Genomic DNA, 19,502 nt, shown 5'->3' with positions numbered 1-19,502 from the left:
CGTCAGTAGCGGTTGATGTCGATGCCGACCGAGCAGACGTACTCGCCCGTGGCGACCTGCGGCAAGCGGCGGGAGCGCCAGAAGATACCGGCCCGGTCGGCGGTGACCTCGGCCTTCAGTTTGCCGAACACGTCGGAGATGGTGAACAGCGTCTCACCCGGCGACACCTCGTCTCCGAGGTCCTTTTCGAACGTAACGATACCGCCGCTCGGCGCGCCGTACCGGTCGAACCCGGTCGATCGAATCTGCGTGTTTACCGTTACGTCCTCGTCGAGGAAACCGTAGTACCGGAGGACGTTGAACACGCCGTCCACGCCGTACTGGATGCTCTCTTCGTCCCAGCCGATACAGCCGCCCAGTTCCGGGTCGATGGTCGGAATCCCCTCGTCGGGTGCGGCGCGGGCGAGCTGTCCCTCGGGACCTTTCTGGTCGAGGACGTAGCCACAGTCGAACACCTTGGCGAGTTCGAGGCATTCGTCGTGCAGCCGGTGACGCGGCCCACAGCGAACGCGAGCCTCGTTTATCATCCGACTGGTCGAACCCTGATGCAGGTCGAGGATGAGGTCGGCCCGCGAGGCGGCCTCGAAGGTCGCCGCGGCGATTCGCTCGCTGGACGTTCCCGACTCGTTGCCGGGGTACGTCCGGTTCATCTTCGTGTCGTCGATGGGATTCCTGTGTTCCGCCACCTGAAAGCCGTGGTAGTTGACGAGACCGGTGACGAGAATCGTTCCCGATATCTCCTCGGGGTCGAGTTTCGGGACGACTCGGTTGACGACACCGAGTCCGTTGAGTTCGTCGCCGTCGCTGACGGCCTGAATATAGAGCGTCTTTCCGTCGTCCGCACCGTTAATAACGGCAACGGGGAGGCCGAACTGGCCCCCGTCACGGGTTTCACCGACCGGGAGGCGACCCGTGTCCATCTCCCCAGGGGCCGCGCTCGCCGTTCCGAGCGTTGTCATTATCGATACACCGTCGCCGAAAACCCTTAGCAGTTCGGTATTCCGCTTGCCGAGCGAAAAGTGACACGTCGGTTCCGACGGAAAATCCGCCGCAGGGACGAGCGGTCCGCTTTTCGATGGGTAGCTCCTGTACTCTCCATGAAGCGAAAAATGGTGACGAGCGGAACGGAATGGGAAGAACGCGTCGGCTACTCGCGTGCAGTCCGTATCGGAAACGACGTTCGCGTTTCGGGAACCACGGCCACCGACGAGGAGGGGAACGTCGTCGGCGAGGGAGACGCCTATCGGCAGGCGAAACGGGCGCTCGAAAACGTCGAATCGGCGCTCACGGAGGCGGGTGCGAGCCTCGATGACGTCGTTCGGACGCGCATGTTCGTGACCGATATCGGGAACTGGGGGCCAGTTGGCGAGGCACACGCGGAATTCTTCGGCGACGTTCGACCCGCCACGACTATGGTCGAAGTAAGCGGCCTCATCGACCCCGAAATGGTCGTCGAAATCGAAGCCGATGCCATCATCACGGCGTGACCGACGCACCTTTTATTCGGCCGTTCCAACCAGCGAGCGTGCAAGAAGAGATTCCCGAACGCCCGCCGGGGTCGAATCTCATCGAGGCGCTGAACGTCCGCCGGAACGCGGCGCTCGGCTTCACGATGAGCATCGTGTTCACCGCGCTCGTCTACGTCTATCGAGTCGTCCTCGTCGGTCACGTCAGGGGGCAGGTGGGAACGCCGGTCGCGTATCTCGCGCTCGGGTTCGTGTTGGCGTTTTCGCTCGGCGCGCTGTTGACGGCGGTGTTCACGCTCGTTTCGGCGCGGCGGCTCGCAAACGACCTCGACTGACCCGCGTCGCCTCCCCGGCCCGTCAGTCCATCCGCTCCTCGCCCGACAGTTCCTGAAGCCGTTCGGCACCCGCCCGCGTTCCCTTCGCCAACAGCACGTCACCGGCGTGGACTTCGGTCTCCGGGCCGGGAGAGATGACCCAGTCGTCCGGCGGCCGTCGGACCGCGATGATACGCATTCCCGTCTCCGTCTCGACCCGTTCCTTGCCGAGCGTCGTGTCGTCGAACCTGCTTCCGTTCGTGACCGTAATTCGGACGATGACCTCGTCGCTCTCCTGAACCGCGTACTCGACGACCGGATGGGTTCCGAGTCCGCGGAGGACGCCCTCGCTGATTTCCACCGCGGCGTCGCTGATGACCTCCGTGCTGTTGGCGAGGTGCATGAGACCACGGAGGGAGACGGGGTCGTCCACGTGCGCCGCCGCTTGCAGCGTCCACGCTTCGAACCGCGACTGAAGCGCGTCCACTTCCGCTTCGAGTTCGACCACCTCCTCGGCCACGTCCGTGCTGTCGAACAGGACGCTCCCGTAGGCCAAATCGACCGCGAGTTCGCTCATGTTCTTCATCAAGACGATGGAATCGACCGCGCGTTCGAGGTCGGTATCCCCCGCTTCCGGCGGGTCGGGTGGTTGGTACTCCCGGCCGGTCGCCTGCTCGTACACTTCGTCGACGCCGTCCTCCGACCCGCGGAGGAGGAGTCGGTCGTCGACTCGAAGGTCGGTCGCCCGGTCGGGATTCAGAATCCAGTCGCCGCCGCGATGGATGGCGATGACGCGTACCCCGGTCTCCGTTTCGAGGTTCAGCGCGCCGAGGGTCTGTCCGGCGAGCGGCGACGAGTCGGAAATCCTGGCGTGAACGAGCGTCTCTATCGCCTCGGGGAGCGTCGCGCGCATCGCCTGCGGCAGGCCGATGTCCTCCAAAATCACCTTGGCGATGTCGCCCGCCGCGTCGGCGATTTTCTCCGCCGCACCGACGACGCCGAGGACGGGGGCGAGTTCCTCCGCGTCTTCCGGACTCCGCGCCGCCATGAGCAGGCTCATTCGAGCCTGTAACTGGAGGACGTCCATTTTCCCTTCGAGCGCGAGCACCTCCTCTGCGATGTCGTCGCTGCCGTGGAGGACGGCCGAGAACGAGAGGTCGATGAGGAGTTCCGCCGTGTCCTTCATCTCCGCCAAGACCTCCTTCACGCTCCGAGGTTCGTACTCGACATCGCCGCTCGCGGGTTCCATACGCCGACCTTGGTCACTCTCCCGTAAAAACGTTCGCGGGTCGTTGGGAAACGACCACGAAAGATAATCCTTTTGCGGCTACCCCGTGAATCATCGGGATATGGCAGACGAGGTTAAAAAAGGCTTAGAGGGTGTTGTAGTCGCGGAGTCAGCACTGAGCCACATCGATGGCGACGAGGGGAAGCTCATCTATCGCGGGTATACGATAGAGGACCTCGCTCGCGGCGCGAGTTACGAGGAAGTGTTGTACCTCCTCTGGCACGGCGAACTGCCGAACCGTGACGAACTCGACTCCTTCAGCGAATCCATGTCGGAGGAGCGCAAAGTGGACGACGGGGTCATGGACACCGTGCGCGAACTCGCCGAATCCGATTCGGAGCCGATGGGAGCGCTCCGAACCGCCGTCTCCATGCTCGCGACGTACGACCCCGACGACGACAGCGACCCCGCAGACCGCGAGGCGAACCTCCGAAAAGGCCGCCGCATCACCGCGAAGATTCCGACCATTCTCGCCGCGTTCACGCGTATCCGGAACGGCGACGAACCCGTCGAACCCCGAACCGACCTCGGACACGCCGCCAACTTCCTCTACATGCTCAACGACGAGGAGCCGGACGACGTGCTCGCGGACGTGTTCGACCAAGCGCTCGTCCTCCACGCCGACCACGGCCTGAACGCCTCGACGTTCTCGGCGATGGTCACGTCGAGTACGCTCGCGGACCTTCACAGCGCCGTGACGAGCGCGATCGGAACGCTCTCCGGGTCCCTGCACGGCGGCGCGAACGCCAACGTCATGCGGATGCTGAAGGAAGTCGACGACAGCGACCAAGACCCCGTCGATTGGGTGGACACCGCGCTCGACGAGGGACGGCGCGTCGCTGGCTTCGGCCACCGCGTCTACAACGTGAGAGACCCGCGGGCGAAAATCCTCAGCGAACAGAGCGAGGAACTCGGCGAGGCCGCAGGCGACACGAAATGGTACGAGATGTCCGTCGCCATCGAGGAGTACATGAAAGAGGAGAAGGGCCTCGCGCCCAACGTGGACTTCTACTCGGCTTCGACCTACTACCAGATGGGAATCCCCATCGACATCTACACGCCCATCTTCGCGCTCTCGCGGGCCGGTGGCTGGATCGCACACGTACTCGAACAGTACGAGGACAACCGCCTCATCCGCCCGCGCGCCAAGTACGTCGGCGACGAGGACGTCGAATTCGTCCCCATCGACGAGCGATAATTCCGGTTCGAGTTCTATTTTACCCGCGGATTTCGACCGTCCCTTTGCGTTTTCGAAGGCTCACTCCGCGAGGAGTTGTGCAACCATTCGTTCGACGTGCGCGACTTCCTCCTGAACGACGCCGTGGCCCATTCCCTCGAAGATGCGTTCGGTAACGGACCCGTCCAACGCCGTGAGAACCTCCTCGGTCTCGTGAACGCGTTCGACCGGAATGTGCGGGTCGTTGTCGCCACAGCCGAGATAGACCGACGTTTCGTCGAGCGACCCGTCGTACTCGCGCGGTGTCCCCTCGGGACCGATGAGGCCGCCGCTGAACACCGCGACGCCGCCGTACTTCCGTGCGTTTCGGGCGACGAACTCGGTCGTCAGGCACGCTCCCTGTGAGAAGCCGAGCAGGAAGGTCCGGTCCGGAGGGATATCGGCCGCTTCGAGGTCGGAAACGAGCGTTCCGAGGAGCGAGAGCGCGGACGAGAGGTGCGGTTGGTTCGCGTCCAGCGGTGCGAGAAACGACTGTGGGTACCACGTGTTTCCGGCCGCCTGTGGCGCGAGGAAGGCGATTCCTTCGTGTCGGAACTCCTGGCCGAGTTCGAGGATGCTCCGCGCCGTCGCACCGCGTCCGTGAATCAGAATCATCGCCGCCCTCGCGTCGTCGAGTGGCACGCCGGACGTGACGACTGGCTGTCCCGCGTGTGGACCGTCGATGTCGTCCGTGTCGAAGTTCGAGTCGGTCATATACTGACTCATCGGTCCGACGTTCCCTACCGTTTTCCCTTACAGAGGGGATTCGGGTTCCCAACCTGTACGATGACTCACCCTCAACGGCCTACGTCCCTTCCTCCCGACTCTGGCCGCCAGCGGTTCCGCGCTCCTCCATCATCGCCGCCGCGCGGGTCGCCCACGTCCCGCGATAGAAGCCGGTTCCGACGACTCCCACTGCCCAAACGTAGTAGAGGAGGATTCCGGCATAGACGCCGACGACGCCGTATTCGAAGTGAACGCCGACGAGCCACGAAAAGCCGACCATGAACAGGAACATGCCCGACGTTCGAGCGATGAACGGCGTTTTCGTGTCGCTGCCCCCCTGTAATGCGCCGCCGAGGACGACGAAGGAGACGAGGAACGGCGCGGCGAGACCGTACACGCGGGCGAAGTCGGCGGCGTAGCGGAGCGTCGCCGGGTCCGACGTGAAGAGTCGAGCGAGCGGTTCCGCGGCGAGGAAGAGACCCAAACCGATGCCGCCGACGGTCAGGAGTCCGAGCGCGGCCGTCGCCCACCCTTCGAACCGTGCGCGGTCCGGGTCGCCGTCCCCCAGCGCCTGTCCGACGACGACGCTGGAGGCGACGCTGTATCCGCGTGAGAGCGGACCCGTTACCTGTTGGTACACCCGGCGGCCGATCTGAAACGCGGCGTTTACCTCGGTTCCGAAGGCGAGCAGAATCGCGTTGAAGGGGAACTCCGCCACGGTGGCCGCGAACCCCTCGCCGATTCGCGGGGCGCTGACGGCCAACAACTGCTTCGTGATGGTCCGATCGTGCGGCCACGTGAACGACGTTCGCGTCATTCCGAGCCGAATCGAAAGCAGGAGCGCACCCGCGCTGAACAGGTTTCCGACCGCGGTAGCGACGGCGACGCCGACGATTCGCCACTCCGGGAACGGGCCGAGGCCGAGGCCCAATCCGACCGTTCCCACGATGTTGAGCAGGTTGGAAACCACGTTGATATACATCGGCGTCCGCGTATCTCCCGTGCCCTGCAAGGAACGGGCGGCCACCAACGAGACGTGCCGTGCGGGGGCGGTGAGAAAGATGACGGTGAGATAGGACCCGCCCATCCATGCGACGTTTTCGGGCGCGCCGAGGAGCGCGATAGCGGGTTCAGCGACGAAAAGACCGAAGAGTACGAACGGGAGTCCAGCGATAGCCCCGATGATAATCGCCTGCGTGACCGCCTCGTCACGGTTCGCCGTCGCACCGCCGCCCGTGTCCTGGCTGGAGAGGGCTATCGCGCCGCCGCCGAGTCCCAATCCGATTCGAAGCGGCAACCGCGCGTAGAGATCCGCGAGACCGATGGCCGCGACGGCGGCGGGTGAGAACAAACCGGTGACGATGATGTCCGTCGTGCGCATCATCGTTCGGAGTACCTGTTCGGCCATCACAGGCCACGAAAGACCGAGTACCCGTCGCCAGACTCCGACGAGTCGCGAACGTCCTGTCACGCGGCGGAATCGTTCCCCCCGGGCTTTGGCTGTACCGGAACGGGCAACCGACGCGAACGGCCCGAACGTTCCCGGCAGGGCTAATTAGTCGTCGTGCGTGTGGCAGGTCACATGCTTGTGTTCGTCTACGGAACCCTGACCGACCCCGAGCGCGTCGCCTCCGTCGTCGAAACGTTCGAGTTCGCCGGTGACGCGACCCTCCTCGGATTACACCGCGTCGATGGTCGCTATCCGACGCTCGCACCGGGTGGTCAGACGGACGGGAGGTTGCTCGAAACGCCCGCGATGGACGCCCTCGATTCCTACGAAGGCGTCGGGCGGGGACTCTACGCTCGAGTTACGGTTCCTAGTGACAGGAGGTCGACGGATAGAGTCGCCATTTACGTCGGCGACCCGGACAAACTCGGCGTGTCGGAGGCGATTTCGTGGCCCGGAGATGGGTCACTCGAATCGAAAATTCATAGATACATCGACAGTAATAAAGTGCGTGTTCGAACGTCCGATTGATTTATGTATGACGCTCGTCTGACTCCGGCGTCTGCCTTCCGTCAGACACGAGCATCTCCCCGCCGCTTGCTGCCGATTTCACTTTCACTCCGCACCCCGCGCGTTTAAGACCACTCATGTTCTCTTTCGAAACGCGGTCACACGCTCCGCGCTCCCATTCTTTCCCCTTTTGACAAACGAGAGACATCCGAGAGAGGACGGGCGAACGGATTCCAAATCCGAGGGGAGTCAGTCGTCCACGGAACTGCTGATGCTCCTCGATGCGCGCAGGGTCATCCCATCATTCACTTGATAGTAGTAGTAGACGCTGAATCCGACGGCAGCGACGCAGTTGGAGATGGTAACAGCCCAAAAGACGGCGTGAACGTCGTATCCCAACCAGAACACGCCAATAGCGGCGATGGGAAGTCGAATCGCCCAGTACTTCACCATATCCGCGACCATGGTGGTTTTGGTCCGGCTCGCACCGTTGAATCCGGCACCGACGAGGTACATCACGCCGATTCCCCAGTAGCCGTAGGCAAGAATTCGGAGGTAATCGACGGTGAGGTCGTAGGTAGCCTGTGAAACGTCGGGCACGAACGCGTTCGTCAGGACACCGGGGATGAACCACTGAATGGCACCGATAACGGTCAAGCCGACTGCGGCGATAGCGACTCCAACCCACGTCGTCCTGCTCGCACGCATCGGGTTCTTGGCCCCGATATTTTGCCCAACGACGCTCTGTGCGGCGCGCTTGAGTCCCCCTGCGGGTATGAATGCGATACTGGCGACGCTCGCGCCGATGGTGTACGCGGAGACGGCCGCGGGTCCACCTGCGGCCGTGACGACTCCGATAATGAGGACGCGAACGGACTGTCCGGCAGCGTGCTGGCCGAACATGGGAAGACCGATATCCAATAGCTCCCGGTAGTCGTTCAACCGAATCGTCATCGACTCCGTGGTGAGGGTAAACCCGTCCCGACCGCGAAGCATCATGCCGAGGGCGAAGAGCGACGAACAACCGTAGCCGAGTATCGTGGCGAGGGCGGCACCGGCGATTCGGTATCCGTCGAAGCCCGGAACACCCAATCCGAAGATGAGAATCGGGTCGAGAACGATGTTGATGCCGACAGCCATGACGTTGATGTAGAGTGCGGCACGCGAGTCCCCCCACCCGACGAAGCCCATCTCGATGGCGTCTCCCATTCCGAGAATCGAAAACCCGAGGCAGTACGTGAGCAGGTACGTGGCGGCCGCCGACGCGACGGCGGGTTCGGCACCGAACTGTGCGATGATTTCCCGGCCAAAGACGAGGATGAGCCCGGTGATGACGATGCCGAAGACGAACGCGAGCGACATTCCGTGGAATACCGCCCGACGTGCGCGCGACAACTCATCAGCACCGACGCGCTGGGAAACGAGAACCTGCGTCCCGACGGTGGTAATCGTAAAAACCGAAAAGATAAGCGACGTTAGGGGAATGTTGAGACCGACTGCGGCGACCGCGGTTTCACCGAGTCGCCCGAGCCAAAAGATATCGACGATTTGTTGAGCGACTTGGACGAGATTTTGGAGGATGATGGGGGCAGCGAGGAGGGCAAGGGCACGAACGATGGACCCCTCGGTGATTTCATCCCGTGATACATCGAGCATGGTTTTTTCCGCTATATCGAGTATAAAATCGTGATGGTATTTATAGGTATGGCAGAAGGAATGAGGAAAACAGAATGTGGGTCGGGAACGGCTACTCGGTCTGTCTGGGTTCCGTTTGCTGGGCGGTCTGCTGCCGTGTCCGACGACTTGCACGACGGATTTTGTAGCTGGTGTAGATGAAGTAGAGACCAGCCAACCCGACGAGGACGTAGATGAGGTCCGTGACGACCTGTGCGACGTTCGGCAGGAACAGCAGTCCCAACACCTGTCGCACGACGTTGATTCGCCCGCCCGTCAGGTCGGTGACGCCGAGAATCCCCCAGTTGAGCGCGCCGATGATGATGAGGAGCATACTGAACCAGTCCAATCCGTTGGTTCGCATGCCATCGTTCGATTTCGTGCTGCGATTCGTGGACATAGCAGAAGAACTAGGGAAAGAACGGTTATTGTTATTTGCTAGTTGCACACGGACAGCCGAGAGTATTCCACCGTTTCCACCGAGAAACGGACCATATGGACGACCGTGAAGCGAAATCGGGGAGAGTTCTCACGAGGATACCCTATCCTTTTGTCGTGGCGGACCGAAGGCGTCGGTAATGAGTGGGCGGCGTAAACCCGACTGGTTGAAGATGCGACCACCGTCGGGACAGGAGTTCACGGGAATCAAACAGACGCTCCGAGAGCACGATTTGCATACGGTCTGCGAGGAGGCCAACTGTCCGAATCTCGGTGAATGTTGGAGCGGGAGAGGTTCCGATGGCGGCGGAACGGCCACGTTCATGCTGATGGGTCACAAGTGTACGCGCAGTTGTGGTTTTTGTGACGTGGATACCGGTGGCGGCGAACCGCTCGACCCCGACGAACCGGAGAACGTGGCGAGCGCCATCGCCGAAATCGGGTTGGATTACGTCGTCCTCACCTCGGTGGACCGGGACGACCTCGAAGGACAAGGTGCCGAACACTTCGCGCAGACGATTCGGGAGATCAAAAAGCGCCACCCCGGAATCCTCGTGGAAGTGCTGATTCCCGATTTCCAAGGCGACGAAGAACTCGTTCGAAAGATAATCGACGCGGACCCCGACGTCATCGCGCACAACGTCGAGACGGTCGAACGTCTACAAGGATACGTCCGCGACGCACGCGCTGGCTACGAACAGAGTCTCGGCGTCCTCGAACAGGTCAAGCGCGAATCCGAAATCTACACGAAGACGAGCCTGATGTTGGGCCTCGGCGAATACGATCACGAAGTGTATCAAACGCTGTCGGACCTTCGGGAGACGGACGTCGATATCGTCACGCTCGGTCAGTATCTCCAACCGTCGCGGACGCATCTCGACGTCGAGGAGTACGTACATCCGGCGAAATACAGGACGTGGCAGGAAGTCGCCGAGGAGGAACTCCAGTTCCTCTACTGTGCGAGCGGACCGATGGTCCGCTCGTCGTACAAAGCGGGCGAACTGTTCGTGGATGCCATCCTCCGGGACGGGAAGACGGTAGAGCAAGCGAGACGCGAGGCGCGACGCGCCTCGGTATGAGCGAACGGTGCAACCGTGAACCGCGAGGCTCTTCGAGCCTCGGTATAACGAGCGGGGAGAAACGACCCGCGAGAAACGGGGGCGTGAAGAAGGGTCGCTTAAACGAAGAACGTGACGGTCGGAAACAGGGACAAAACGGATCGGATAAAAGTTAAATAAATAAGCGGTAAATTCTGTCAGTAACCGAAACGTCCATAATCCAAGTTCTATTCGGCACTAAACTGTAAATTGGGAAATTTTACTACCGATTGAAGAACGAATCGGGGAAAATAGTGTGAGAGTCAATTCCTATGGGAAGTTAATTACGAAAACCCTATAATGCGCGCGAGAGTTTTCTCACGTATGTCAGGATGGGTTCGATCGTGAGCATCGTACACCGAGACCCCCAGGACCGAGTACAGATACTGGACGAAGACGGGACGGTGCTGGACGGGATGGAAGTGCCGGACCTCTCCGACGAGGAGTTGGTGGACATGTACCGCTATATGCGTCTCGCCCGCCACTTCGACGAACGAGCGGTGAGTCTCAACCGACAAGGTCGGATGGGAACCTACCCACCGCTTTCGGGGCAGGAAGGGGCGCAAATCGGGAGCGTCTACGCGCTCTCGGGCGACGACTGGATGTTTCCGAGTTACCGCGAACACGGTGCGGCGCTCGTTCGCGGCCTCTCGCTCAAACAGACCATGCTCTACTGGATGGGCCACGAGACCGGGAACGACATCCCGGACGGGTCGAACATCTTCACGGTCGCGGTGCCAATCGCGACACAGATTCCGCACGCGACTGGGGCGGCGTGGGCGTCGAAGCTCAAAGGCGAGAGCAAAGCGTTCCTCTGTTACTTCGGTGACGGCGCGACGAGTGAAGGGGATTTCCACGAAGGCCTGAATTTCGCGGGCGTGTTCGACACGCCGTCGGTGTTCTTCTGTAACAACAACCAGTGGGCGATTTCGGTGCCCCGCGAACGCCAGACCGCAAGTGCCACCATCGCGCAAAAGGCACAGGCCTACGGCTTCGAAGGCGTGCAGGTCGATGGGATGGACCCCCTCGCCGTGTACAAGGTGACGAAGGAAGCCGTCAATAAGGCGAAGGACCCCGAAGACGACGAGCAGCGTCCGACCCTCATCGAAGCGGTCCAGTACCGCTTCGGCGCGCACACCACCGCCGACGACCCGACGGTCTACCGGGACGACGACAAGGTCGCGGAGTGGAAAAGAAAGGACCCCATCCCGCGCATGGAGAAGTTCCTCCTGAAGACGGGTCGGTTGGACGAAGAAGACGTCGAGGAAATCGGCGAAGAAGTCAAGCAGGCCGTCGCGGACGCCATCGACGAGGCCGAGGCAGTCGAGCGCCCGGACGCCGTGGAAATCTTCAACAACGTGTACGCGGAGATGCCGCCACGACTCCGCGAGCAGATGGAATCGTTCGAACACCTCCGCGAACAGTACGGCGACGAAACCACCCTGGAGGACTAAGATATGAGTCAGGCAACTACCGAATCCGAGAATCTCACGCTCGTACAGGCAGTCCGCGACGGACTGTACACTGAAATGAAACAGGACGAGGACGTCGTCGTGATGGGCGAGGACGTCGGCAAAAACGGTGGCGTGTTCCGCGCCACGGAAGGACTCTACGAGGAGTTCGGCGACGACCGCGTCATCGACACCCCGCTCGCGGAATCGGGCATCATCGGAACGGCCATCGGGATGGCCGCATACGGGCTGAAACCCGTCCCCGAGATGCAGTTCTCCGGCTTCATGTACCCGGCGTTCGACCAGATCGTGTCGCACGCCGCACGTCTCCGAACCCGCTCGCGCGGACGTTTCACCTGTCCGATGGTCGTCCGTGCGCCGTACGGTGGCGGCATCCGAGCACCGGAACACCACTCCGAGTCGATGGAAGCCTTCTACAGCCACCAACCCGGTCTGAAGGTCGTCATGCCGAGCACGCCCTACGATACGAAGGGTCTGCTCACCTCGGCTATCCGCGACCCGGATCCGGTCATCTTCCTCGAACCGAAACTCATCTACCGCGCGTTCCGCGACGAAGTTCCGACCGAGTCCTACGAAGTTCCGCTCGGTGAGGCCGCGGTACGCCGCGAAGGGACGGACATCTCGGTGTTCACGTGGGGTGCGATGACCCGCCCGACGATGGAGGCCGCCGAGGAGTTGGCGGACGAAATCGACGTGGAAGTCGTCGACCTCCGCACCGTCTCTCCGCTCGATACGGACACCATCATCGAGTCGTTCAAGAAGACCGGCCGCGCGGCGGTCGTCCACGAGGCACCCAAGACGGGCGGCCTCGCCGGGGAAATCGCGGCGACGATTCAGGAGGAAGCGCTCCTCTATCAGGAGGCGCCAGTCGAGCGCATCACCGGGTTCGACACGCCGTTCCCGCTGTACAGCCTCGAAGACTACTACCTGCCCGAACCCACCCGCATCAAAGAGGGCATCCGCGACGCGGTGAACTTCTGACATGGTACGCGAATTCAAACTGCCCGACGTCGGCGAAGGCGTCGCCGAGGGCGAACTCGTCAGTTGGCAGGTCGAAGAGGGAGATACCGTCACCGAGGACCAAGCGGTCGCCGAAGTCGAGACGGACAAGGCGATCGTCGAGATTCCCTCGCCGGTCAACGGAAGCGTCCGCGAACTGTGCGCCGAGGAGGGCGAGGTCGTTCCGGTCGGCAACGTCCTCCTCACGTTCAACGTGGAGGGAGAAGAAGAGGAACCGGCGGAGTCGACGACCGAGAGCGCCGAGTCCGAGGAAGGGACCGACTCGCAAGAGCAGGTCGCCGAAGCGGACGCGCCCGAAGACACAGAAGAGACCGAAACGCCCGAGGGCCGCGTCTTCGCGGCACCGAGCGCTCGCCGACTCGCGCGTGAGCTCGGCGTAGATATCGCGTCGGTCGATGGAACCGGTCCGAGCGGTCGTGTGAGCGAACACGACGTTCGCACGGCGGCCGAGAGCACGACGGATTCCGAACCCGAGGAAGGGGCCGAAACCGAACCCGTCGAAACGAAACCGGCGGCCGAAACCGAAACGGCCGGCGGCAGCGCCACTGCCACCGCGGCGGCCCCGACACAGGTGGAAGCGGCCAACCGCGAACGAACGCTGGCTGCGCCAGCGACACGCCGCCTCGCCGAAGAACAGGGCATCGACATCAACGCCGTGCCGTCCACCGAAGAGCGCGACGGACAGGCGTTCGTCACCCCCGAAGCGGTTCGGGAGTACGCCGAGGCACAGCAGCACGCACAGGCCGCCGACGCCGCCGCGATTGCGAGCGGCGAAACCGGCCCGCGTGAGGAGCGGATTCCGTACCGCGGTATTCGACGGAGCATCGGCAAGCAGATGCAGAAGTCGAAGTTCACCGCGCCCCACGTCACCCACCACGACTCCATCGACGTGACGGAATTGGTCGAGACGCGCGCCGAACTCAAGGAAATCGCGGAAGAGCGCGGCATCAAACTGACCTACATGCCGTTCGTCCTGAAGGCCATCGTGGCCGCGCTGAAGGACTACCCGTACCTCAACAGCGCGCTGGACGAGGAGAACGAGGAAATCGTCGTCAAGAACTACTACAACATCGGTATCGCGGTGGCAACCGACGACGGCCTGATGGTTCCCGTCCTGAAGAACGTGGACCAGAAGGACATGCTTCAGCTCTCCTCGGAGATGAACGAGTTGGTCGAGAAGGCCCGCGACCGCACCATCACCCGCGACGAGATGCAGGGCGGCACGTTCACAATCACGAACTTCGGTGCCATCGGCGGCGAGTACGCGACGCCCATCATCAACCACCCCGAGGTCGGTATCCTCGGTCTTGGTGAACTGAAAAAGCGTCCCGTCGTAGTCGGTGATGACGTCGAAGCGCGCTACACGCTTCCGATTTCGATGTCCATCGACCACCGCATCATCGACGGCGCGGTCGTCGCGTCGTTCGCCAACCAACTGCTCGAATACCTGCACAACCCGCGACTGCTCCTGCTGGAGTAATCTGACGCGTCGCTGGTCGAATTTTTTCGTCAAAAAATCGTGTACGGTTAGGAGTCTATCCCCACAACCAGTCGGTGAACCACGTCGCGGCACCGATGAGAACCAGCACGAACCCGATGATGTTCACACCGGGAACGAACAACAACACCGCGCCGAACGCTATCAGGAGGATAGACAGTTCTTCCTCCGAGTACTTCTGAACGAAGTTCTTGAACGTCGAACTGCTGTTGCTGTCGTCGTCGATTCTATCGCTGCGAGTCGTTCTGTGGTCAGTTTCCCCCACCATACGCTCCATGATAGACGCGTGAAGCGAGAAAATCTGCCGCCTGCCAACGCATGTGCGTTTAGTGGGCGGTCGTGGCCGAATCATCGGAGAACGCTACGCCGACGGTTTGCTCTCGACGCCGAACGCGACTCCGGCGACGAATCCGAGCCACGCGAGTCCGAAACCGAGGACCATCGTGGCGAAGTTCGGCGTCGGTTCGGAGCCGTTCAACAGCATCAAACAACCGAACGTCGAAGCACCGGTAAACGCGCCGTTGACCCAGTTCGGACTATCGGTGTTGGTCCCTCGAAGAACCGACCAGTACGGGAGAGCGATCGCCGTTTCGACGGTGTACACTACAGCGATTCCGGCGAGCAAAATCGCTGATTCGGCCGATTGTGGTTGGAAAAACGCGACGCCGCCGGTCACGACCGCAGCGACGAGGAGAGCGATGGCGTAACGGAAAAGCCGATTCATAACGGGGTGTTTTTGTAACCAAGATATAAGGTTTCCCCGGAGTGCTGGACTCCGTTCGAAATAGTGGTGATTGCTGACAGCCGTCTCTCCTCGGAACGTAATCCACCTGATTTTTTACCCGGTAGCTACTCTAGTCATTCAATGGTCGTCGGAGATATCTCGACTGGAACTGAGGTGCTGGTTATCGGCGCGGGACCGGGCGGTTACGTCGCCGCCATCCGCGCGGGGCAACTCGGGCTCGACGTAACGCTCGTGGAGAAAGACGCCTACGGCGGCACCTGCCTGAACTATGGCTGCATCCCGTCGAAGGCGATGATCACGGCGTCCGATTTGGCCTACGACGCCAATCACGCCGAGGACATGGGAATCTACACGAAACTCGACGTGAACTACGGCGAGATGGTCGAGTGGAAGGACGGCGTGGTGTCCCAACTCACCGGCGGCGTCGAAAAGCTCTGTAAGGCGAACGGCGTCTCCCTGATGGAAGGCCGCGCGGAGTTCGCGGACGACAAATCGGTTCGCGTCGTCCACGAGGGAGAGGGGCAGGGCTCCGAGACGGTGGAGTTCGAACACGCCATCGTTTCGACCGGAAGCCGACCCATCGAGATTCCCGGCTTCGAGTTCGACGGCGAACACGTCCTCGACTCCCGGCAGGCGCTCGCGATGGACGACGTACCCGAAAGCATCGTCATCGTCGGCGCGGGCTACATCGGGATGGAGTTGGCGGGCGTCTTCGCCAAACTCGGCTCCGACGTGACCGTCGTCGAGATGCTCGATTCGGCGCTCCCGACGTACGAGGACGACCTCACGCGACCGGTCAAGAAGAAGGCAGACGAACTCGGAATCGACTTCCACTTCGGAGAAGCCGCAAAGGAGTGGGAGGAGTCCGGCGACGGCATCACCGTCGTGACCGAAAACGAGGACGGCGACGTCTCGGAGTTCGGTGCCGAGAAAGTCCTCGTGGCGGTCGGTCGGCAACCCGTCACGGACACGCTCAACCTCGAAAGCGCAGGCATCGAGACGGACGAGATGGGCTTCATCGAGACGGACGACCGCGCACGGACCGAGAAGGACCACATCTACGCCATCGGCGACGTGGCCGGCGAACCGATGCTGGCTCACGCGGCGAGCAAGGAAGGACAGGTCGCCGCGGAAGTCATCGCCGGAGAACCCGCCGCGCTCGACTATCAGGCCATGCCGGCCGCCGTCTTCACCGACCCCGAAATCGGAACGGTCGGCCTGACGGAGGCGGAAGCCGAAGAACAGGGCTTCGAACCCGTCGTCGGCAAGTTCCCGTTCCAAGCGAGCGGCCGTGCGCTCACGACGGGCCACGCCGAGGGCTTCGTCCACATCGTCGCCGACGAACCGAGTGGATTCGTTCTCGGCGCACAAATCGTCGGACCCGAAGCCTCGGAACTCATCGCCGAACTCGGACTTGCCATCGAGATGGGCGCGACGCTCGAAGACGTTGCCGCGACGGTTCACACCCACCCGACGCTCTCGGAAGCCGTGATGGAGTGTGCCGAGAACGCGCTCGGGCACGCGATTCACACGCTGAACCGGTAAAGCGATGTCCTATTTTTCGGTCGATATCGGGGCGGATTTTCTCCGGATAGACGACATTATTTCAAAGTCGTTTACCTCGATCCGGAGGAACGCAACCCCTCGATTTCGGGTGGAAAGCAGGCGGAAAATCAGGCAGAAACCGAACGGAAAACGGGCGAATCAGGCGAACTTCCGGACCGTCACGTCGAGCGTGTCCAAATCGACGATGGGGGCGAATCCCGAGTCGGGGTCGATGTTCACGCTCTTCTGGAAATCGGTCTGGGCCTGCCAACATCCCGAATTCATCGCGAGGACGTTGTGGTACTTGCCGAAGCCGAGTTTGTGAACGTGACCGGTGTGGAAGATATCGGGCACCTCGTCGATGACGAGGTAATCCTTATCCTCCGGTGCAACGCGGGTGTGACCCCCGTACTGCGGCGCGACGTGGCGCTTTTTCAGGAGTTGATACATCGCCTTGTGCGGTTCCTCGTAACTCGCCTTCTCGGCGGGGAGTTCGGCGATGACCTCGTCCAAGGAGACGCCGTGATACATCAGCACCGAGACGCCCTCTATCGTCACCGTGGAGGGGTTGCTCGTGATTTTCGCGTCGTGGACGTCCATGATGGAGCGGAGTTCGTCGTCGAAGCCCGGTTGCGGTTCCGCGAGCCGAACCGCGTCGTGATTGCCGGGGATCATGACGATTTCCAAGTCGCCCGGCACCTCCTTCAGGTACTCCGAGAACTCCTCGTACTGCTCGAAGATGTCGATGATGTCGAGTTCCTCGTCCTGATTCGGATAGATGCCGACGCCTTCGACCATGTCGCCGCAGATGAGGAGATATTCGACGTGTTGGGCCTCTTCGGTGTGGAGCCAGTTGGCGAACCGATGCCACGCGTCGGCCATGAACTCCTGACTGCCGACGTGGACGTCGCTGATGAGCGCGGCTTGGACGTGGCGGTCAGCGGTCGATGGGCGGTAGGTTCGCGGCACGTCGGGGAAGTGGAGCGAGTCCACGAACAGGATCCCCGCGTCGTCCGATAAGGTTCCCTCGACGGCGATGGTTTCGTCCAACAGGAGTTCGTCCACGACGCTCGCGAACTCCCGGTCTTTCATGATGAGACAGGGGAACGTCCCGTTCGTGTCTTCGAGTTCGACGAGCCAATGACCGCTCGCCGTGGAACGGATGTCGCTTATCATGCCCACGATGGCGGCGTCGCTTCCACCGGGCATGCTGGCGACGGTGTTCGTCGGGCGAGCGTTCACCCGCCCACGGAGCTTTCCGGAGAGGCGCTGGAACCGGTCGCGAAACACAGTAACGAAGTCGTCGTATTCGCCGGTCCCGGTGCTCGCCCCGGTCATGTCGTTGAGGATATCCACCGTCTGTTCGGTGAGGTCCCGTGACACGGACCCCTTCGTTTCAACTGGAGACGGATCGGCGCTTGCTGTCGATTCCACAGCAGAAACTCCACTTGAAGCGGAGGGGTGACGTGACCCCGCGTCCGACCCATTGAGAACCGTTCGCACGTGGTCCACGGAGAGTTTCAGGGCGTCCTCGGGGGCGGATTCGACTGCACGTTCGAGCGCGGCTCCGGGGTCGGGGGCGGACGCGAGGAGCGTCACGGCCTCCCGGTCGGCGTTGTACCCGCGGCTCGTGAGTTCTCTGACGATTCGAGCCGGGGTTTCCAATGGCACATTTCGGCAGAGGTGGGGATGGGCAAAAAGGCTAGCGAACCAACCCAGAAGGTTGACAACGTGGGGAACAGTAGGAAACCGTAATGAGTCCCCCAGACGGGTCGTCGTCGGACGGTATACGGGACACGGGACCGGATGGCTCCGGTCCGGTTGCGTGGATTCGTTGGTTCCGACATACCGACAACGGGACGGTCGTATTCGTCCGCGAAATGTTGGAGAGTGCCGCCGTCGTCGTCGCAATCGGTCTCATCCTCTTCGCCATCAGCGGCGTGTGGCCGCCGATGGTGGCCGTCGAAAGCGGAAGCATGGAACCGCACATGTATCGAGGCGACCTCGTCTTCATCATGGACCAACACCGCTTCCCGTCGGATGCCGCCCACGGGAACACCGGTGTCGTCACGTATCAGGAAGGAAAGGACACGGGATACAAGAAGTTCAACGACTACGGGGACGTGGTAATCTATATGCGCTACGGACGGAGCGATGAGACGCCCGTCATCCACCGTGCACGGTTCTGGGTAGACGAAGGCGAGAACTGGTACGACAAGGCCAACCCGAACTACATCCTCGGTGCGGACAACTGCCGGGAATTGCCCAACTGCCCCGCACCACACGCGGGGTTCATCACGAAGGGTGACGACAACGGTGCCTACGACCAAGTGGTCCGTATCAGCGACCCGGTGAAACCCGGGTGGATTCGCGGCACCGCCGAGTTGAGGATACCGTGGTTGGGTCACGTCCGCCTGTTCTTCTCCAAGGCGGCAGCGGCGAACCCGCCAGTCACACAACAGGACGGGACCAGTCATTCGGCGGTACCACCGGCAGGAGAAATCCAACCGACTGCTAATTCCTCGCGCTCCGCGGCAGCCGCCTGATTTCCGCGACGTTTTATGTGTTTTGCGTCACATTGAGCCTTCATGAGTGAGGAGAGCGACCCCGACCCTTGCGACGACTGTCGAGAGCCGCTGCAAGACGCGCTGGCACGGACGGTTCGGCTGACCGTGGACCGGTCACAGATCGACAGGCAGCGACTCTGCCCCGAATGTTTCGCCGACTGGATAGACCGCTACGAAACCGAGATGAAACCGGCGGACGATTCGACGGACGAGGAGTCGGAAATCATCGTCGACTGAACCCCCTTCTTTCGAGTAGAAAACGGGATACGGAATCGGGTACGTATTCGTCGAGCCGACTACCGAAACGGACCACCGAAACGATATAGAGCCGTCAGTATCCCCATCGAGACAGCAGTTCGAAAACGTCCGAGCGACGGGGGAAGAAAATGAGTTCGATGTGTCACAATCCGGCTCGTCAACCCCTTCGTTTCCAGTGAAAAATCGACAGGCAGCACCGGAATTGTCGAACTATTGCCCCC

The 19,502-nt window shown here is 61.7% G+C and carries 20 protein-coding genes; 11 read left to right on the top strand and 9 right to left on the bottom strand.

The features are described 5' to 3' along the window. Positions 1-2: 2 nt before the first annotated feature. Positions 3-959, bottom strand: a complete 957-nt coding sequence (locus AC1XDK_RS05685) for a succinylglutamate desuccinylase/aspartoacylase family protein (protein ID WP_483348810.1) — start codon at positions 957-959, stop codon at positions 3-5. A 138-nt stretch (positions 960-1,097) separates the two neighbouring features. Here AC1XDK_RS05685 and AC1XDK_RS05680 point away from each other — a divergent pair, with 138 nt between their 5' ends. Together AC1XDK_RS05680 and AC1XDK_RS05675 are read left to right on the top strand one after the other, a co-directional pair. Further along, positions 1,098-1,487, top strand: a complete 390-nt coding sequence (locus AC1XDK_RS05680; RefSeq protein ID WP_483348809.1) for a RidA family protein — start codon at positions 1,098-1,100, stop codon at positions 1,485-1,487. Beyond that, positions 1,484-1,801 carry a DUF7536 family protein gene (locus AC1XDK_RS05675; RefSeq protein ID WP_483348807.1) on the top strand — a complete coding sequence of 106 codons (318 nt, stop codon included), beginning with the start codon at positions 1,484-1,486 and terminating at the stop codon, positions 1,799-1,801. The genes AC1XDK_RS05680 and AC1XDK_RS05675 overlap by 4 nt, the downstream gene beginning before the upstream one ends. A gap of 22 nt (positions 1,802-1,823) precedes the next feature. Here the strand turns inward: AC1XDK_RS05675 and AC1XDK_RS05670 are convergent, their stop codons facing one another. After that, a complete protein-coding gene (locus AC1XDK_RS05670; protein ID WP_483348805.1) occupies positions 1,824-3,029 on the bottom strand; it encodes a potassium channel family protein in 1,206 nt (401 codons plus the stop codon). A 100-nt stretch (positions 3,030-3,129) separates the two neighbouring features. On the opposite strand from AC1XDK_RS05670, the gene citZ reads away from it, so the two are divergent. Beyond that, positions 3,130-4,266, top strand: a complete 1,137-nt coding sequence (gene citZ, locus AC1XDK_RS05665) for a citrate synthase (RefSeq protein ID WP_483348804.1) — start codon at positions 3,130-3,132, stop codon at positions 4,264-4,266. Between the two features lie 60 nt (positions 4,267-4,326). Here the strand turns inward: citZ and AC1XDK_RS05660 are convergent, their stop codons facing one another. Next, positions 4,327-4,998: an alpha/beta hydrolase gene (locus AC1XDK_RS05660; RefSeq protein ID WP_483348803.1), complete on the bottom strand. Its 672-nt coding sequence runs from the start codon at positions 4,996-4,998 to the stop codon at positions 4,327-4,329. A 91-nt stretch (positions 4,999-5,089) separates the two neighbouring features. Then, on the bottom strand, positions 5,090-6,418 hold the full coding sequence (locus tag AC1XDK_RS05655; protein WP_483348918.1) for an MATE family efflux transporter: 1,329 nt from the start codon (positions 6,416-6,418) through the stop codon (positions 5,090-5,092). Positions 6,419-6,592: 174 nt separating this feature from the next. Here AC1XDK_RS05655 and AC1XDK_RS05650 point away from each other — a divergent pair, with 174 nt between their 5' ends. Then, positions 6,593-6,988: a gamma-glutamylcyclotransferase family protein gene (locus AC1XDK_RS05650; protein WP_483348802.1), complete on the top strand. Its 396-nt coding sequence runs from the start codon at positions 6,593-6,595 to the stop codon at positions 6,986-6,988. 228 nt (positions 6,989-7,216) lie between these two features. On the opposite strand, the gene AC1XDK_RS05645 is transcribed toward AC1XDK_RS05650, so the two are convergent. Together AC1XDK_RS05645 and AC1XDK_RS05640 are read right to left on the bottom strand one after the other, a co-directional pair. Next, positions 7,217-8,623: an MATE family efflux transporter gene (locus AC1XDK_RS05645; RefSeq protein ID WP_483348801.1), complete on the bottom strand. Its 1,407-nt coding sequence runs from the start codon at positions 8,621-8,623 to the stop codon at positions 7,217-7,219. Between the two features lie 91 nt (positions 8,624-8,714). Further along, the gene (locus AC1XDK_RS05640) at positions 8,715-9,041 is read right to left on the bottom strand and encodes a DUF378 domain-containing protein (RefSeq protein WP_483348800.1); all 327 of its coding nucleotides are present in this window, start codon (positions 9,039-9,041) and stop codon (positions 8,715-8,717) included. Between the two features lie 178 nt (positions 9,042-9,219). Here AC1XDK_RS05640 and lipA point away from each other — a divergent pair, with 178 nt between their 5' ends. From lipA to AC1XDK_RS05620, 4 genes are all read left to right on the top strand, one after another. Continuing rightward, positions 9,220-10,158 carry a lipoyl synthase gene (gene lipA / locus AC1XDK_RS05635; RefSeq protein WP_483348799.1) on the top strand — a complete coding sequence of 313 codons (939 nt, stop codon included), beginning with the start codon at positions 9,220-9,222 and terminating at the stop codon, positions 10,156-10,158. Between the two features lie 362 nt (positions 10,159-10,520). Next, positions 10,521-11,630 (top strand): pyruvate dehydrogenase (acetyl-transferring) E1 component subunit alpha, encoded by a 1,110-nt coding sequence (pdhA, locus tag AC1XDK_RS05630; RefSeq protein ID WP_483348798.1) that lies wholly within the window; start codon positions 10,521-10,523, stop codon positions 11,628-11,630. Positions 11,631-11,633: 3 nt separating this feature from the next. After that, a complete protein-coding gene (locus tag AC1XDK_RS05625; protein ID WP_007982179.1) occupies positions 11,634-12,629 on the top strand; it encodes an alpha-ketoacid dehydrogenase subunit beta in 996 nt (331 codons plus the stop codon). Between the two features lies 1 nt (position 12,630). Then, entirely contained in the window at positions 12,631-14,148 is a 1,518-nt protein-coding gene (locus tag AC1XDK_RS05620) for a 2-oxo acid dehydrogenase subunit E2 (protein WP_483348797.1), read from the top strand. A 55-nt stretch (positions 14,149-14,203) separates the two neighbouring features. Here AC1XDK_RS05620 and AC1XDK_RS05615 read toward each other — a convergent pair whose 3' ends face one another. Beyond that, complete coding sequence (locus AC1XDK_RS05615) at positions 14,204-14,434, bottom strand: hypothetical protein (RefSeq protein WP_483348796.1); 231 nt, start codon at positions 14,432-14,434, stop codon at positions 14,204-14,206. Positions 14,435-14,527: 93 nt separating this feature from the next. Next, entirely contained in the window at positions 14,528-14,890 is a 363-nt protein-coding gene (locus tag AC1XDK_RS05610; RefSeq protein ID WP_483348795.1) for a hypothetical protein, read from the bottom strand. A 141-nt stretch (positions 14,891-15,031) separates the two neighbouring features. Between AC1XDK_RS05610 and lpdA the strand changes: the two genes are divergently transcribed. Further along, on the top strand, positions 15,032-16,456 hold the full coding sequence (lpdA, locus tag AC1XDK_RS05605; protein ID WP_483348793.1) for a dihydrolipoyl dehydrogenase: 1,425 nt from the start codon (positions 15,032-15,034) through the stop codon (positions 16,454-16,456). Between the two features lie 159 nt (positions 16,457-16,615). Here the strand turns inward: lpdA and AC1XDK_RS05600 are convergent, their stop codons facing one another. Beyond that, complete coding sequence (locus tag AC1XDK_RS05600; RefSeq protein ID WP_483348792.1) at positions 16,616-18,127, bottom strand: DNA-directed DNA polymerase II small subunit; 1,512 nt, start codon at positions 18,125-18,127, stop codon at positions 16,616-16,618. Between the two features lie 83 nt (positions 18,128-18,210). On the opposite strand from AC1XDK_RS05600, the gene AC1XDK_RS05595 reads away from it, so the two are divergent. Together AC1XDK_RS05595 and AC1XDK_RS05590 are read left to right on the top strand one after the other, a co-directional pair. Further along, positions 18,211-19,002, top strand: a complete 792-nt coding sequence (locus AC1XDK_RS05595) for a S24/S26 family peptidase (protein ID WP_483348791.1) — start codon at positions 18,211-18,213, stop codon at positions 19,000-19,002. Positions 19,003-19,044: 42 nt separating this feature from the next. Continuing rightward, positions 19,045-19,260, top strand: a complete 216-nt coding sequence (locus tag AC1XDK_RS05590; RefSeq protein WP_483348790.1) for a DUF7569 family protein — start codon at positions 19,045-19,047, stop codon at positions 19,258-19,260. Positions 19,261-19,502: the final 242 nt, after the last annotated feature.

The sequence above is a fragment of the Haladaptatus sp. HS23 genome, from assembly GCF_056892285.1.
The sequence above is the reverse complement of the archived record's forward strand: the minus strand, read 5'-3'. Positions and strand labels throughout refer to the sequence as shown.